The following is a 16,338-nucleotide window of genomic DNA, read 5'->3' as shown; positions in this document are numbered from 1 at the left end:
AATTATTCCTGCTCAGGCTTTTTTTTACGACGCATAGGGGTATCACCATCGATGTTAAGTGGTGCTTTAATTGGGGCTACTGGTTTTTTCGGTTTCGCTTTGCGTTTTTGATGTGGTTTTTTATCAGCCACTACCTTTTTAATTGGTTTAACTGGCGTAACCTTTTTCTCTTTGATGCCTTTAAATTTCGCTTTTAAACCATCAACCACCGCAAACGACAATTCGTCATTTAAAAATGACTTTATTGCTAAGTAACTTGCCCAATCTTTAGGACCAACAAATGATAGCGCGTTGCCTTTAAAACCAGCTCGGCCTGTGCGACCAATACGGTGAACGTATTCTTCAGCGTGTTTTGGTAGATCAAAATTAATAACATGGGTCACACTGAGTAAATCTAAACCGCGAGATGCAACATCAGTAGTAATTAATATTTTAAAGTTCTCACGGCTAAACGCATCCATGATATCAAGGCGCTTACTTTGAGTTAAATCCCCGGCTAGTGCGACAGACTTAAAGCCTTTACTATTTAATGCCTCGCTTAAGCGACTGGTATCAGCACGTGTTGCGGTAAATATAATACATTGCCCTACATTATCTTGATTAAGAAAATGCTCAAGTAGCGCTTCTTTATGATCAAGATGATCGGCTAAATACAATGTTTGTTTAATATCACTGTGTTGCTCATTGGCTGCACTGAGCATAATTTGTTTTGGTTTTTTTAATAAATTACGCGAAAGGGCATCTACTTGAGCATGATCTAATGTCGCTGAAAACAATAGGGTCTGGCGTAATCGGTGATCTGCCAGTTCATTAATTAACTTAAGCTGGTCGGTGAAACCTAAATCCAAAATACGGTCAGCTTCATCAAATATAAGTAGCTCTAAGCCACTTAACTGTAAAGAGCGTTGCTTTAAGTGATCGGCTAAGCGCCCTGGTGTAGCAACCACAAAATGTGGGTCGTTGCGCAGTGCTTTAATTTGGTCGTTAAAGTTTTCACCACCGAGAATTTTAACTGCCTTAATATTGGTACCGGCAATAAGTAACCGTAGTTGGGTGAACACTTGGGTTGCAAGCTCACGAGTTGGAGCAACAATAAGTACACGAGGATCACGTTTACTGAGTGCTTTTTGTTTCATTACTCGCTGCACAGCAGGTAATAAAAACGCTAAAGTTTTGCCTGACCCAGTTTTTGACTGAGCGAAAATGTCATGTCCAGCGAGTGCCGTTGGCACAGCATGAGCTTGAATATCGGTAGGCTGGGTGATCCCTTGGTGCGCTAATTGTGTTTCTAGGCGAGTATCAATCCCAAGATCAGTAAAGTGCAATGTATATTTCTCCAATATGAGCAAGTCTTGTAAATTTATCCGCGCATTATAGCCCACTGAGCCACTGCGCTAACAGTAAAAAGCGCATTATCATCCATTTTTTTGCATTTAAATAAAAAAAGCGTAAAATACGCGCCCCATATGCGCCGGATTTACGATTCGGTAAACGCCCCTTGCGGGTTTAAAAAGCAAAATAGGAAAACCATGACTGCTATCCATAAAGATAATGTAACCAGCGAACACTTTGTTGTGTGTGCATTATATAAATTTGTTTCTTTACCTAACTTTGAAGCACTTCGCCAACCTTTACTTAATGTAATGGAGCAAAATGACGTGCGAGGTACTTTGTTAATTGCCGCAGAAGGAATTAACGGGACTGTCTCCGCAAAACGTGAAGGCATAGATAACTTACTGGCGTGGTTAGACACCCAACCTAATTTAGACAATATTGTTACTAAAGAATCATATGATGACGAATGCCCGTTTTACCGCACTAAAGTAAAACTTAAAAAAGAAATCGTAACTATGGGCGTTGAAGGCGTAGACCCATTAAAAGTAGTGGGCAGTTATGTTAAGCCAAATGAATGGAATGCCCTAATTTCTGATCCAGAGGTTATCCTTGTTGATACCCGAAATGATTACGAAATTGAAATTGGTACATTTCAAAACGCAGTCGATCCAAACACGAAGACGTTCCGCGAATTTCCACAGTGGGCCAAAGAAAATCTCGACCCAGAAAAGCATAAAAAAGTAGCTATGTTTTGTACTGGTGGTATTCGCTGCGAAAAATCAACAGCTTATATGAAAGAGCAGGGCTTTGATGAGGTATACCACCTTGAAGGCGGCATATTAAAATACCTAGAAGAAGTACCAAAAGAAGAAACCATGTGGGAAGGCGAGTGCTTTGTATTTGATAACCGTGTCGCGGTAAATCATGACTTACAAAAAGGCTCATATGATCAGTGTCACGCATGTCGGATGCCTATCACAGAAGAAGAAAAGCAAAAGCCTGAATATATGGAAGGGGTGTCGTGTCATCACTGTATTGATGATGTGACCGACGAGCAACGCGCTCGTTTTGCTGAGCGTCAAAAACAAATAGAATTGGCACAAGCACGCGGTGAAGGTCATATTGGTAACGAAGCTCAAGCTGCTTTACAACAACGTAAAGAAGCAAAAAAAGCGCAAAAAGACGCACAACGAAATAAATAACACCACGCGTTTATTTATTCATTAAAAAACCTCAGTAAACACTGAGGTTTTTATTTAAAAGTAATTTATAAATAGCGAGCTACATAGCTTAGCAGCTTAAAGGTTTGATACTCACTTTGAGCTTAATCAACGAATACAATAACTATTATCTATCGGCGTAAGTGTAATTTTATTAGCTGAGTTAACAAGAACACATTTTGTGTTTTTATCGAGTTTTTTCTTTTGAATAACGGTAAATTCACCTTCATTAACAGCGTATAAGTTATACTGATAAGCCGTATTACCTCCCTCAAATAAGGCGGTAAATAGCCCTCCAACTAAACCGCCCACAATAGCGCCACCGATCATTTCTTCGGTGTTGCCATCAAGGCTATCAACAAAGCCAAAACCCGCTCCAGCAGCTATTCCCGTTCCTACTTCTGAGGAAAGTGTCACTTTTTGCTCTGAGTTAACAGATGCATAATAGCGTTTAATTAATTGATTTTGACTTGTCCGGTCAACCCCTTGTGATGCACAGCCACTAAGCAGTAAAACCATAATGATACTTTTTTTCATAAACTCTCCTTTGTATGTTCACTCTAATGACTAAATCTTAATGTTAAATACGCATAAAATATGTGGTGATTTTGTAGGCTGGTGTAAGAATATGTAGAAAATACCTGGATGTTTAATTTCAGCGCGTTGTTTTGCTAATTTGTCGTACTAAGCTATTTATTGATCATAGAGGTGTTAAACTGCGTAACATAATGGAAATAATAATTAATTAGGGTGTTGCTTTGAAGTCGCAAAATTTCTTAATGGGCATAACGGCCATATTCTTATCGGTTAGTTTGCCAGTAATTAGTGCTACCGTGGTCGTTGAAAATATCGCTATGGAACAAGCACAACAGCAAGTTCAGGCTGTTGGTAACGCTGAAGCTATCCATTCTGTTATTTTATATCCTGCCGTAGGGGATAAAGTAGCAGCGGTTCATTTTAAACCTGGCGATAAGGTTAAAGAAGGTGATATTTTACTTGAGCTAGATTCACGTAGGCAAAAAGCGGCCCTTGAAGAGGCTAAAATAAAATTAGCCGATACCCAGCGTACTTTAAAACGTTTAAAACAAAGCCAAGCTAAAGGAGCTGTTCCGCAAAGTGATGTAGATGATGCAAAAACCATCGTGGAGCTTGCAAAAGTTACTCTCATACAAGCCGAAACTGAATTAGAAGATCGTCAAGTTCGAGCCCCTTTTAGTGGCACTATGGGACTGACTGACGTTGAAGTGGGTGACAGAATAACAACACAAACAATGATTGCCAGCATCGATGATACCCGCCAGTTATACATTAATTTTAACGCGCCTGAATCAGCGATTGCGATGCTCAGAAATAATGCTAGTGTACGCGTGTTCCCATGGCAATCGCAAGCGCCTGTTGAGGCAGAAATAGCCTATTTAGACTCACGTATAGACCCACAAACTCGTACCTTAAGAGTCAAAGCAAAGTTAAATAACAAAGATCAACAATTCTTACCGGGTATGAGTTTTCGAGTACATATAGAAGTATTAGGTCAACGCTTTGCCGCTATTCCTGAAGCAGCACTACTGTGGGGCGCAACGGGTCCATATGTGTGGACGAGTGTGGATAACAAAGCTACCCGGGTTGATGTGAAAATAGAGCAACGCTTGGCAGGGCGCTTACTCGTATCAGGGGCATTACAGCCAAACGATACGTTAGTTGTTGAAGGCGTTCAGCGCTTGCGAGCCAATCAAGAATTAAGCTTTACTGCACCTATCGCTAGTACGCAGGAGTAGCCATGAAACAGCAACCTATGATGCAAGACTTGCCGTCTATGGCAATTCGCCGCCCTGTACTTATTGTGGTGCTTAATTTATTAATAATTATTGCCGGTATCGCCGCTATAGCTGGCGTAGAAGTGCGAGAGCTTCCTGATGTAGATAGGCCGCGTATTACGGTATCAGCTTCGTTTCCAGGTGGTTCCCCAGAAACCGTTGACACTGAAGTCACCAGCAAACTTGAAGGTGCTGTTGCCCGTGTGAGTGGAGTTAAATCTATTCGTGCACAAAGTGAAGAAGGCAGCTCACGTATTGTGGTTGAATTTAGACCTGGTGTTAATCTGGATGATGCCGCTAATGAAACACGCGAGTCAGTTTCGCGAGTGCAAAGAGAGCTCCCAGAAGAGGTTGAGCGTGTATCTATTATAAAAGCCGATAATGATGCTGAGGCGGTCGTATCACTCACCGTATCAAGTGAGAGTTTATCGTTAGAGGCATTAACCGAGCGAGTTGATGTTGACTTAGCACCACAGTTTTTAACTATTCCCGGTGTTGCTGATGTGCGCTTAAACGGTGATAGAGAGCGAGTGCTTAGAGTACGTATAGATCCGCTTAAGCTCAGTAGCTTTAATTTAACTATTCCTGATGTTGCTGACGTTCTCAGGCAAGCTCCCTTTGATGTGCCTGCAGGAAGTTTAAAATCAAACGATCAGCAAATCATTGTGCGTGCTGATGCTACCTCGGTCACACCAGATCAAGTCGGTGATATTATCATTCGTGGTGATACCCGTATTAGCGATATCGCCGCGGTATATTTTGGTCCGGCAGATCCACGCTCTATGGTTAGGCTCAATGGTAAACCCGTTATTGGTATGGAAATTATCCGCCAAGCGCAATCTAACACCATAGAAATATCAGATGAAGTTCTAAAGCTTATAGAGGGAATGCGTGAACGCTTTCCTCAGATGGAATTTACCTTAACATCAGATGATGCACAATTTATTAGAAGTTCAGTGGATGAAGTTATTAACTCATTAGTGCTGACAGTGCTGCTAGTGATCATTACTTTATGGGTATTTATTGGTTCTTGGCGTGCAACCTTAGTGCCCGCATTTGCCATTCCGGTTGCTTTGATTGGCTCGTTAGCACTGATATGGGCACTGGGTTTTTCCATTAATATTTTAACCTTACTCGCATTGGTACTTGCTACAGGTTTAATCGTTGATGATGCGATTGTAGTGAGTGAAAACATTCAACGCCAACGTGGATTAGGGCTAGGCAGGCGTGCCGCAGCGGTTGTTGGCACCCGTGAAGTATTTTTTGCGGTTATTGCCACCACGGCAGTGTTAGCAGCTGTGTTTGTTCCCATCGCTTTTTTACCCTCTACAGCAGGGCGTTTATTCAGAGAGTTTGGCGGTGTTCTTGCCGGTGCAGTGATTATATCAAGCTTTGTTGCGTTATCGTTAGTGCCAGCACTTACCTCTAAGCTAAAGCTTAAGCAAGGCGGTTTTCATCCATTTGCTAAGTTTGGTAACGTACTTGCTAATTTATATACCAAAACAATTCATAAAGTACTCGATCATGCGTGGCTAACTTTTATTGCCTGTTTATTAGTGGCAGGCGGCTCAGGTGCATTGTATATGAGCTTAGATAACGAGCTATTACCAACAGAAGATCGCGGTAAAATTAGAATATTTGCTCGTGGGCCAGATGGCGTAGGCTTAAACTTTATGGACAGGCAAGCCATTAAAATGGAAGACACTTTGCTGCCTTTCGTCGAAAGCGGTGAAATTGAATCTATTTACACGGTTGTTGGTCAGTGGGATCCTAATATTGTGTTCATCACTGTACCTTTAAAGCACTGGGATGAACGTAACTTTAGTCAACAAGAAATCATCAATAAAATCCGTCAGCCTTTAATGAATATTCCTGGAGCACCCGCATACGCAGGGGGGGCTAATAGTTTAAATTTACGTGGCCAAGGTGGCGGAATCGAAATTGCTTTGTTGGGGCAAGATTACCTTGAAATATTTAAAGCTGCACAGCAGTTTTCAGCAGATCTTGAAAAAGCAGTACCTGAAGTTGCACCGGTTCGCGTATCGTATCAGCCATCGCAACCACAACTTCGCGTCAATATAGACAGACGACGCGCAGAAGAGCTCGGTGTATCGTTAAGTGATATAGCCATTACTTTAAGAGCTGCCATTAATGGCGACGATATAGCCGATTTAAATATTGGCGATCAGTCAATACCAATTATGTTACAGGCTCAAAATCAAACCATTAATGACCCCAGTGATTTAGCAAATTTATATGTAAGCGCCCGCGATAATCAATTAGTACCGCTCAGTAGTGTAGCTAATATTACAGAGGAAGGTGTAGCTGCAGAGCTTGAGCGCCATGCTCAGCGACGTGCCATAGAATTAAGCATGGAATTACCCGAAGGTTTAACCATTGCCACACTGGTAGAGCAAATAAAACAAGTGTCTGAGCAATCATTACCAGCAGGTATTACCCTAGCGTTTAAAGGGGAAGCTCTGACATTTGAAGAGACCTCAAACGAAGTATTGATGACCTATGTATTGGCATTTTTAATTGTATTTTTAGTATTGGCAGCACAATTTGAAAACGTTAACAGCGCCATTGTGGTGATGATTACTGTGCCATTTGGTATTACATCCGCTATTTTAGCACTGTATTTAACCGGCACATCACTCAATATTTATTCGCAAATTGGTCTGGTAATGCTTATTGGTTTAATCGCTAAAAACGCAATTTTATTGGTCGAGTTTGCTGATCAATTAAGAGATAACGGGCTTAGTGTTCGAAAAGCGGTTGAACAAGCTGCACTGGTACGCCTACGACCCATTACCATGACCTTAATTTCTACTTTATTGGGTGCATTACCGCTTATTATGTCAACAGGTGCGGGCGCTGAGGCGCGCAATGCGATTGGCTGGGTGGTGTTTGGTGGACTAGCATTAGCGGTATTGTTTACGCTTTATTTAACACCGGTGATTTATTTAGGACTTGCACGTTTTACCAGCCCTCGCGGCGATGAGTCAAAACAATTAGCGCAGGAGTTAGAGCAAGTAGATAATTAATCGCTAACTATTTACGTAAATTGGCTATTTTTCTTTGAAAAAATAGCCAATTAGGCTCACAATTCAACTAGATTCACGCCACAAGGATTCCCTATGCAGGCCGAGCAAGTTGAAATAGCCCAATTTTTAGTTGAACATCCCCCATTTGATACGCTTCCTACTGAGGCATTGAACGAATTAGCAATGCAAATAGAGGTTGCTTACTTTCGTGCCGAAACTGATATCCTGCATTTAGGGCAAGATATTAGTGACTTGTATATTATTCGTAGTGGCTCAGTTGAGATTTCACGCCGTAATGGTGAACTCTATAACCGCTTAGCTACAGGCGGTATTTTTGGCCAAATGGGTTTATTGATGAACCGCAAAGTGCGGTTTCCAGCTCGTGCACTTGAAGATACCTTAACGTATTGTATTAATGTTAATACCTTCAACGAATACTGTGATAAATACGAAACCTTTGCTGACTTTTTCGAAGTTGATGGCAACGTACGCTTGCACCAAGCAATAGTAGAGCAAGCCGACAGCAATGATTTAACCACCGCAAAAGTTAAATCATTACTTCATCGTGATGTAGTCACGGTTACTACACAAACCCCCATACAAGACGTCGCGTTTTTGATGACACAAGAATCGGTCTCTTCAGTACTTGTTACTGATATAGAAAAACAAATAAGCGACGATCCAGAAGAGGATGACGGTCAAGTCGTCGGGATCATCACAGATAGAGATATCCGTACCAAAGTTGTTGCCCAAGGGTTGACGTTTGATACGCCTGCGCAAGAGGTTATGACCTCAAGTTTAGTCTTGCTCGATAGTAATGCCTATGTATTTGAAGCCGTTTTAGCGATGCTCAGAGATAACTTACATCACTTGCCTGTGGTACATAAAAAACGCCCAATAGGGGTAATATCGCTATCCGATATTCTACGTTATGAGTCACAAAGTAGCTTATTGTTAGTACGGGGTATTTTAGCGCAGCAATCAGTGGAAGATTTAGTTCATTATGCCCGCCAACTCCCTAACGTGTTTGTACGTATGGTAAACGAAGATGCTAATTCGCATATGATAGGAACGGCCATGGCAGTAATAGGGCGTACCTTTAAACAACGCTTATTAGCGCTAGCTGAAGAAAAGTTTGGCAAGCCGCCCATTCCTTATTGTTTTATTGCGCTGGGCTCAATGGCGCGGGATGAGCAGTTAATTGTAACCGATCAAGATAATGCACTGATTTTAGATAATAGCTTCGATGAGGCATTGCACGATGAGTATTTTCAAAACTTATCAGACTTTGTGTGTGATGGTTTAGCTAAGTGTGGCTATACCTATTGTGATGGTGAAATTATGGCCTCGTTTAAAAAATGGCGTATGACCCGCGAACAATGGCAAGAAAAATTTGCTAGCTGGATGGCCGAGCCCAAACCGCAAGCACTGCTCAATAGCTCGATATTTTTTGACTTAGATGGCGTTTGGGGCAAGCTAAAATGGGCCGATGAGCTTAAAACGCTGGTGGCAAAAGAAAGCAAAGTAAATAAACGCTTTTTAGCTAACCTTGCTGCTAATGCTCGCAATCGAACGCCACCATTGGGATTTTTTAACGGCTTTGTACTTGAGCACAACGGCCAACATAAGCGCTCAATGAACTTAAAACGTCGTGGTACAGCGCCGCTATCTGATGTGGTGCGCGTTCATGCATTAGCGGTCGGTTCACGTAAACAAAATTCGTTTGAGCGATTAGAAGATATTATCGAGGCTAACTTATTACCTAAAGGCAAGGCACAAGATTTGCGTGATGCATTTGAATATATTGCCACTGTACGTATTCGCCATCAGGCATGGCAGATAGAACAGGGGGAAGCGCCCGATAATGATTTAGACCCGCATTTACTCTCACCATTTGAGCAAAGTAATTTAAAAGAAGCTTTTGCGATTTTAGAAAAAGCGCAAAGCTTTCTAAAGTTTAGTTATTCTGCTCATTCAGGTGTGAAATAAGTTATGGCTAAATCACCGTTAGATTGGCCACGTCGTTACGAGCAGCTTTTACATAGTGCGCAAAACTCGTTGCTTAAGGAGTTTTATAAGCAGGCCTTTACCAATCAGACTGCTCCACTTAAAGATGTACCTTTTGTGGCGCTAGATTTTGAAACAACAGGTCTGGACGCTAATACCGATGATATCGTTAGTGTTGGGTTAGTGCCTTTCAATGTTAATCGTATTTACTGTAAAGAGAGCCATCATTGGGTAGTACAACCACGACGAGATTTGAGTGAAGAGTCAATTGTTATCCATGGTATTACCCACTCAGAGGTGGATGAAGCTCCCGACCTCAATCGAATTTTAGCCCCACTTCTTGATGCACTTAAAGGGAAAGTGGTGGTGGTGCATTATGCCGCCATTGAGCGCCACTTTTTTTATAATGCGCTGCTCACACGTATAAAAGAAGGGATTGAATTTGCTCTAGTCGACACTATGGAAATTGAAAGGCGAGCGCTTAGAGCGCGTCAAGGGCTACTAGGTAGGCTATTTAATACAAAACTAGGCTCATTACGGTTAAGTGATACAAGGGAGCGTTATTCCTTGCCATTGTATCAAAACCATAATGCACTGACTGACGCTTTAGCCACCGCAGAATTACTGCAAGCTCAGCTGAGTTATCATTATCGGTTAGATACGCCACTAAGTGAAATTTGGCTTTAGCGAAACGTTATAAAATATTATAGGAAAAATAGAGTAAAAAAAACGCCGCAATTAGCGGCGTTTTTTAATGTAGGGTGTTATTTAACTGGGCGAGGCTCAGTTCGTAAACCTAAAATTAAGCTTACACACATTAATAGTAAAACAATGGTAAACGGTAGACCGGTTGAAATAGCCCCAGCTTGTAGTGCTTCAATCGCTTGAGTACCACCAATCCAAAGTAATGCAGCAGCAATTGCGCCCTCAACAGTAGCCCAAAAAATACGCTGTGGTACCGGTGCATCAATTTTTCCACCTGCTGTGATTGAATCAATTACAAGTGACCCTGAATCAGAAGAGGTAATAAAGAATACCAGTACTAATACAATAGCAATGAAAGAAAGCACACTCGCCATTGGCATTTCATCAAGCATTTGGAACATCGCCATAGGGACACTTGTTAGACCGTCAGTCCCAAGAGCACCAATACCATTAACTACTTGGTCAATTGCGATGCCACCATAGATAGACATCCACAGGATAGTAACCGCTGTTGGAATAAGTAATACCGCGGTTAAAAATTCACGGATTGTACGACCACGCGAAACACGCGCAATAAACATACCTACAAACGGTGACCATGAAATCCACCAAGCCCAGTAGAATACTGTCCAACCATGCATCCATGTTTCATCTTCACGGCCATGTGGGTTACTCAATGGAATAATGTTCTCTACATACCCCATTACCGTGTTAGGGATATTACCCATAGAGACCGCAAAACCAACTAAACATACAAATACTAGTAATACTAAAGCAATGAGCATATTTACGTTACTAAGTAATTTAACGCCGCCATCAATGCCTCTAATAACAGAGACGACTGCTAGTAACGTAACACCTGTAATAACCAGAATTTGTGAACCTACGCCACCTTCAAAACCAAATACATGATTAATACCGGCAGAAGCTTGTTGTGCACCTAGCCCAAGTGACGTTGCTAAACCAAATAAGGTTGCTAATACAGCTAAAATATCAATTATGTGACCAGGCCACCCCCACGCTTTATCACCTAAAATTGGGTAAAAAATCGAACGAATAGAAAGCGGTAAGCCTTTATTGTAAGTAAAAAATGCTAACGAAAGCGCAACTACAGCATAAATTGCCCAAGGGTGAAGACCCCAATGGAACATAGTTGCACCCATTGCCATTTTCGCGGCTTCTGGTGTGTTAGCTGTTACATTGAGCGGCGTTTCATACCAACCAGTGTAGTATGCAACTGGTTCAGCAACACCCCAGAACATTAAGCCAATACCCATACCTGCAGCAAATAACATTGCCAGCCAAGAAATACGAGAATGCGATGGTTTAGCATCGTCACCGCCTAAGCGGATATTGCCATATGGTGAAAAAATTAAAACTAAACAAAAAATAACAAAGAAGTTGGCAGCCCACATAAATAAGCCGTCAAAATTATTAATAATATCGGTTTTGATACCATTTAGTGTTGTTTTAGCTACTTCGGCATCTGACACTAGTACGGCGATTAAAAAAAGTGCTATTAACCCTGCACTGATCCCGAATACAGGGTTATGTATATCAAATCCCCACTTTTGTACGTTGTCTTGACCTACGGTGTAGTCCGTATTATCAATACTGTACTTGTCATGATTCTCGCTCATGCAATACCTCATTGGTTAATGAAACAGGTTGGCTTAATGCCAGTTTTTTTATAGTTCACTGTATTCGTCTTATTAGATTTATAACTAAAGCTAATAACACGAATAGTTAGAAGACTAACTAATTTAATTGCCCATCATACCTTTACTAATAGGGGAGTTAAATATTAAATGCAAAAGAATTAACACTTTGGCAAAACTTTAAGCTGCTTTTGCCTTTTTATTGTACACATCTGGCAACTGAACAAATGATAACTAATGTGTCAGCTAATTATTTTATAGTCTTATATAGCATTGAATGCAAAGCTAAGTGAATGAATATTCGGCCTAATCAGACAAGTAAATAACTAAAAAAACGCTATTGAATACGTAAAAAACTAAGTCAGCGTTTTAAAATCACTATTCATTTATTAAATGATTTATTAATGACATTTTAACTATGTTTTTATGATTTGGGATAATGAGTTAGATAGATATTGTTCATGAGGTTAATGAAAAAGCGAGATTGAAATAGTTTTTATAAAAAGCGACTAAATCTTACTGTTTAAACTAAATTGGTCAAAGGTTTATCTCACCTTTGAGATTTAATTTACAAAAATGGCAAAGAAACGCTGCGCTTGTAGAGAAGTGACAAACAACAGTGATTAAACATAAATGATTAAATTGAATGGCTTAGCTTTTTCATTCACTTCTCTTAGTGCCATAAAATTTCAAGAAATTATTCACTAAGACAGCGAAGAAAAGCTGCAGTTTTTAAGCTGCAGCGTAGATAGGGGGGTAACTATTTTTTATATGCTTCATTGTGAACGCCTGCGGCGCGTCCAGATGGATCCGCATTGTTTTGAAATGATGCATCCCACGCCAGTGCTTCGGGGGTTGAACATGCTACTGATTTACCATGTGGTACACAGTTAGCAGAGGCATCGCCCGGGAAGTGCGATTCAAAAATACGGCGGTAAAAATACGCTTCTTTTGAATCTGGCGTGTTAATTGGGTATTTAAATTTAGCATTCGCTAGTTCTTGATCCGTTACTTGCTCATTCACATACTCTTTTAAAGTATCAATCCAGCTGTAGCCAACACCATCAGAGAATTGTTCTTTTTGACGCCATAACACGTCATCTGGAAGGTAGCCGTCGAAACCAGCACGTAAAATATGTTTTTCAATTTTTTCGTCTTTACACATTTTAGCTTCTGGGTTGATGCGCATGGCCACATCAACGAACTCTTTATCTAAAAATGGCACGCGTGCTTCAACACCCCAGGCAGCCATTGATTTATTAGCACGTAAACAATCAAACATATGCAGTTTTGATACTTTACGGTTTAGCTCTTCATGAAACTCTTGTGCATTGGGTGCTTTATGAAAATATAAATAACCACCAAATAATTCATCGGCACCTTCACCTGAAAGTACCATTTTAATGCCCATAGCTTTAATTTGTCGTGCCATTAAATACATAGGGGTTGATGCACGAATAGTGGTTACATCGTAGGTTTCAATGTGATAAATCACTTCTTTAAGAGCATCAATACCTTGTTGAATAGTAAAAATAATAGGGTGGTGAATAGTGCCTATCATATCAGCCACTTTTTGAGCTGCAGCTAAATCGGGTGAGCCTTCTAAACCCACTGAAAACGAATGCAGTTTAGGCCACCAAGCATCACTTTCGTCGTTGTCTTCAATACGTTTTGCAGCAAAATGTTGAGTAATAGCTGAAATAACCGACGAATCTAATCCACCTGATAGTAATACACCGTAAGGTACGTCACACATAAGCTGGCGTTTTACCGCGGCTTCTAGAGCATCTTTTACATCTTCTGCCTTGGCATCGTTGTTTTTAACTGCGTCGTAGCTTTGCCAATCACGTTGGTAGTAAGGTGTTAATTTACCGTCTTTGCTGTAAAGGTAATGCCCAGGTGGGAACTCTTCTATATGTTTACAAATAGGTGAAAGCGCTTTTAGCTCTGATGCTACATAAAAGTTGCCATGCTCGTCGTGGCCTGTATACAGTGGAATGATACCAATGTGGTCGCGACCAATTAGGTAAGCGTCTTGCTCTTCATCATATAAACAAAAGGCAAAAATACCATTTAAGTCATCTAAAAATGCAGGCCCTTTTTGCTTGTACAAGGCTAAAATAACTTCACAATCTGACTGCGTTTGAAAATCAAACTCGACTTCTAAATTAGCGGCAAGCTCTTTGTGGTTATAAATTTCGCCATTTACCGCTAAAATATGCGTTTTTTCTGGGTTGTATAATGGTTGCGCACCGCTTGATACGCCTACTATTGCTAAGCGTTCGTGCACTAAAATTGCTTTGTCTGATGAATACACCCCTGACCAATCAGGCCCGCGGTGGCGAAGCAGTTTGGACATTTCGATTGCCTGAGCGCGTAACTGGCTGGGATCCGATTTAATATCGAGTACGCCGAATATTGAACACATAATTTTTCCTCATTCCTATTAAGTGCCTACGATAGCGAGTTTGCTAAAGACTAACCTTGTTTTATCAGAAATAAATACCTAAGTCACATGGCTTTTTTAAAATAATAAGAATAATTTATGCACCAAATAAATTGGCGTTGCACCAATGTGGTGATATTGGCAAGGAGATTAAAATGCAATGTGCAATTTTTAATTTAAAATTACGTTAAAGTTAAATTAAATTGCAAAAATTAGTTTGCCTTGCACCAAGGAGGTGCAAGGAGAAAAGTAAATAAATAGCGGTCGAGTTACTCAGTGAGTGAGTTTTAGTGCAGCATTAATTAATTCCAGTACCGGCTTAAACTCAGCTTAAGTTGTGCTAAGTGTGCATCGAGCTTATTTTTTGCAGCATTTGCTCGCTCAAGTGATACAAATTCAAAGGTGATTGGGTCAGCAGTACTAAATTGCGCAAACTGATGTAAGTCGGCTTCTATTACATGCGCTATTAAAGGATAACCCCCCGTTGTTTGCCCATCATTTAATAATACAATAGGGTTTCCATCAGGTGGAAGTTGTATGCTTCCGGGTGCTACAGCTACAGAGGGCAATGAAAGTGTATGCTGCATAATAGCCGTATTTTTATGGTCTAGGCGTACGCCCATACGATTACTATTTGGATTAATAGTAAATGAGGCCTCACAAAAAGTATTAATACACGCGGGTGTTAGTAGCTCATAATGAGGACCTTTATGTAAACGGATGATGCTTCGCTTTGGCGGGGTAAGGGCGCCCTTATTACATAACCAAGGTTTAGTATAAGGGCTTATGGCTAGCACATCACCGCTTTGCAGTGCACGGCCATTAAAGCCGCCAATGGCTGCCCCTAAATCGGTAGATTTAGAACCCATAACCTCTGGGCATTCAATACCGCCTTTTACCGCAATATAAGCACGGGAGCCACCACGGCCGGTTACAAATTTAAGCGTTTGCATTGCTTTTACTGGGTAACTCCAGCCTGGATAAAGCGGGTGTCCATCTAGGGTTGCTTTGAGGTCGGCTCCATGAAGGGCAATAACGGTATCACACTGAAATTGCAGTTCGCATAAACCCACGGTTAATTCCAGCACGGCAGCGTTGTCGGTGTTATTTAATAAACGGTTTGCAATGATGTGCGCACAGGTATCAAGGCTGCCTGAGCGGCTTACCCCTAAATGTCGAAAACCCACACGGCCTAAATCTTGAATTGTTAGTTGAATACCGCTCTTGATTACTTTAATCATTGCTTACTCCTTTTACAGGCACAAACTCTATGGTATCGCCAGGTTTAAATAAGCAAGGATTAGCCGCTTTAGAATCAAATAAGCAGGCATCAGTGTGAGCAATAATATGCCAACCACCTGGCGAATCTTCAGGGTAGATACCTGTTTGGTCTGCTCCAATGGCAATTGCGCCTTTAGGTACACTCACTCGCGGGTTATCGCGCCTTGGGGTAAATAACCGTGAGTTGAGCCCATATAAATAAGGGAAACCGGGAACAAAGCCTAAAAATAGAACGTGATATAACTCTTTACTATGTAAGTTAATCACTTCATCAATTGTGAGTTGATGATAGTTAGCTACGTAATCTAAATCTTCACCTTGGTAGTAGGTATTAATTTGGTGGTGCTGGCTATCAAACGGATAATCATCTACTTCCTCCCATAACTTAGCTAAGGTGTTGTACCATTTATTAAGCATTTCTGAGGACTTTAAATACAAAGTTAACGAATTCATAGCTGGTACCAAATCGATAAATTCATTGCTGTTTTTACAGTGTTGGGCGAGTGCCCAAAGCTTTTTTTGGGTCGCAAGTATGTGTGGTTCGCTGTAGTGAGAAACATCAAAAAGCAGGCTAGAGTTCGTTAAAATTTTTATACTAGGAATCATGCTCATATCGATAACTCATTAATATTAATTACATTTAAGCTATCACAGTCGCTGTACTATTACGATATTAATAGACAAGCTCGGATCGAATAAACTCTCTCATCCGTAAAGTTTTGTTGTGTGTGAAATTAATTGTTGAGTTTACAGGTCTGCTTTAGGGTCTATTGACCTTTGCGGATTAAAATTGTTCAAACTAGGAGCGGTTTAATCGCGGCGCGA

The 16,338-nt window shown here is 40.9% G+C and carries 11 protein-coding genes; 5 read left to right on the top strand and 6 right to left on the bottom strand.

Annotated features, from left to right (window positions below; translation table 11 throughout):
- Nucleotides 1-2: 2 nt before the first annotated feature.
- Nucleotides 3-1,325, bottom strand: a complete 1,323-nt coding sequence (locus CWB76_RS14220) for a DEAD/DEAH box helicase (protein ID WP_138608480.1) — start codon at nucleotides 1,323-1,325, stop codon at nucleotides 3-5.
- Between the two features lie 204 nt (nucleotides 1,326-1,529).
- Here CWB76_RS14220 and trhO point away from each other — a divergent pair, with 204 nt between their 5' ends.
- Nucleotides 1,530-2,537, top strand: coding sequence for an oxygen-dependent tRNA uridine(34) hydroxylase TrhO (gene trhO, locus CWB76_RS14215; protein ID WP_138608478.1), 1,008 nt, complete (start codon nucleotides 1,530-1,532; stop codon nucleotides 2,535-2,537).
- A 126-nt stretch (nucleotides 2,538-2,663) separates the two neighbouring features.
- On the opposite strand, the gene CWB76_RS14210 is transcribed toward trhO, so the two are convergent.
- Complete coding sequence (locus tag CWB76_RS14210) at nucleotides 2,664-3,092, bottom strand: hypothetical protein (RefSeq protein WP_138608476.1); 429 nt, start codon at nucleotides 3,090-3,092, stop codon at nucleotides 2,664-2,666.
- Between the two features lie 242 nt (nucleotides 3,093-3,334).
- On the opposite strand from CWB76_RS14210, the gene CWB76_RS14205 reads away from it, so the two are divergent.
- From CWB76_RS14205 to CWB76_RS14190, 4 genes are all read left to right on the top strand, one after another.
- Entirely contained in the window at nucleotides 3,335-4,330 is a 996-nt protein-coding gene (locus tag CWB76_RS14205; RefSeq protein WP_138608556.1) for an efflux RND transporter periplasmic adaptor subunit, read from the top strand.
- Nucleotides 4,331-4,332: 2 nt separating this feature from the next.
- The gene (locus CWB76_RS14200; RefSeq protein ID WP_075169261.1) at nucleotides 4,333-7,416 is read left to right on the top strand and encodes an efflux RND transporter permease subunit; all 3,084 of its coding nucleotides are present in this window, start codon (nucleotides 4,333-4,335) and stop codon (nucleotides 7,414-7,416) included.
- Between the two features lie 93 nt (nucleotides 7,417-7,509).
- Nucleotides 7,510-9,405: a DUF294 nucleotidyltransferase-like domain-containing protein gene (locus CWB76_RS14195; protein WP_138608474.1), complete on the top strand. Its 1,896-nt coding sequence runs from the start codon at nucleotides 7,510-7,512 to the stop codon at nucleotides 9,403-9,405.
- Between the two features lie 3 nt (nucleotides 9,406-9,408).
- Nucleotides 9,409-10,110, top strand: coding sequence for a 3'-5' exonuclease (locus CWB76_RS14190; protein ID WP_054200885.1), 702 nt, complete (start codon nucleotides 9,409-9,411; stop codon nucleotides 10,108-10,110).
- 77 nt (nucleotides 10,111-10,187) lie between these two features.
- Here CWB76_RS14190 and CWB76_RS14185 read toward each other — a convergent pair whose 3' ends face one another.
- The 4 genes from CWB76_RS14185 to pxpB all read right to left on the bottom strand — a co-directional run bounded on the left by CWB76_RS14185 (nucleotide 10,188) and on the right by pxpB (nucleotide 16,125).
- The gene (locus tag CWB76_RS14185; protein WP_010389940.1) at nucleotides 10,188-11,768 is read right to left on the bottom strand and encodes a BCCT family transporter; all 1,581 of its coding nucleotides are present in this window, start codon (nucleotides 11,766-11,768) and stop codon (nucleotides 10,188-10,190) included.
- Between the two features lie 778 nt (nucleotides 11,769-12,546).
- On the bottom strand, nucleotides 12,547-14,214 hold the full coding sequence (gene asnB, locus CWB76_RS14180) for an asparagine synthase B (RefSeq protein ID WP_138593889.1): 1,668 nt from the start codon (nucleotides 14,212-14,214) through the stop codon (nucleotides 12,547-12,549).
- Nucleotides 14,215-14,534: 320 nt separating this feature from the next.
- Complete coding sequence (locus CWB76_RS14175) at nucleotides 14,535-15,473, bottom strand: 5-oxoprolinase subunit C family protein (RefSeq protein ID WP_138608472.1); 939 nt, start codon at nucleotides 15,471-15,473, stop codon at nucleotides 14,535-14,537.
- Entirely contained in the window at nucleotides 15,466-16,125 is a 660-nt protein-coding gene (pxpB, locus tag CWB76_RS14170; protein ID WP_138608470.1) for a 5-oxoprolinase subunit PxpB, read from the bottom strand. The genes CWB76_RS14175 and pxpB overlap by 8 nt, the downstream gene beginning before the upstream one ends.
- Nucleotides 16,126-16,338 lie beyond the last annotated feature (213 nt).

Origin of the sequence: Pseudoalteromonas sp. S1609 (assembly GCF_005887255.1) — a bacterium.
Taxonomy (GTDB): Bacteria; Pseudomonadota; Gammaproteobacteria; order Enterobacterales; family Alteromonadaceae; genus Pseudoalteromonas.
Note: the sequence above shows the minus strand (reverse complement) of the source record. Positions and strands in the feature narration are given on the sequence as shown.

What these genes read in the sequence shown, in the direction of transcription:
- trhO (WP_138608478.1), top strand. Translation starts at nt 1,530, where the DNA reads ATGACTGCTATCCATAAAGATAATGTAACCAGCGAACACTTTGTTGTG.
- CWB76_RS14210 (WP_138608476.1), bottom strand. Translation starts at nt 3,092, where the DNA reads ATGAAAAAAAGTATCATTATGGTTTTACTGCTTAGTGGCTGTGCATCA.
- CWB76_RS14205 (WP_138608556.1), top strand. Translation starts at nt 3,335, where the DNA reads ATGGGCATAACGGCCATATTCTTATCGGTTAGTTTGCCAGTAATTAGT.
- CWB76_RS14200 (WP_075169261.1), top strand. Translation starts at nt 4,333, where the DNA reads ATGAAACAGCAACCTATGATGCAAGACTTGCCGTCTATGGCAATTCGC.
- CWB76_RS14195 (WP_138608474.1), top strand. Translation starts at nt 7,510, where the DNA reads ATGCAGGCCGAGCAAGTTGAAATAGCCCAATTTTTAGTTGAACATCCC.
- CWB76_RS14190 (WP_054200885.1), top strand. Translation starts at nt 9,409, where the DNA reads ATGGCTAAATCACCGTTAGATTGGCCACGTCGTTACGAGCAGCTTTTA.
- CWB76_RS14185 (WP_010389940.1), bottom strand. Translation starts at nt 11,768, where the DNA reads ATGAGCGAGAATCATGACAAGTACAGTATTGATAATACGGACTACACC.
- asnB (WP_138593889.1), bottom strand. Translation starts at nt 14,214, where the DNA reads ATGTGTTCAATATTCGGCGTACTCGATATTAAATCGGATCCCAGCCAG.
- CWB76_RS14175 (WP_138608472.1), bottom strand. Translation starts at nt 15,473, where the DNA reads ATGATTAAAGTAATCAAGAGCGGTATTCAACTAACAATTCAAGATTTA.
- pxpB (WP_138608470.1), bottom strand. Translation starts at nt 16,125, where the DNA reads ATGAGCATGATTCCTAGTATAAAAATTTTAACGAACTCTAGCCTGCTT.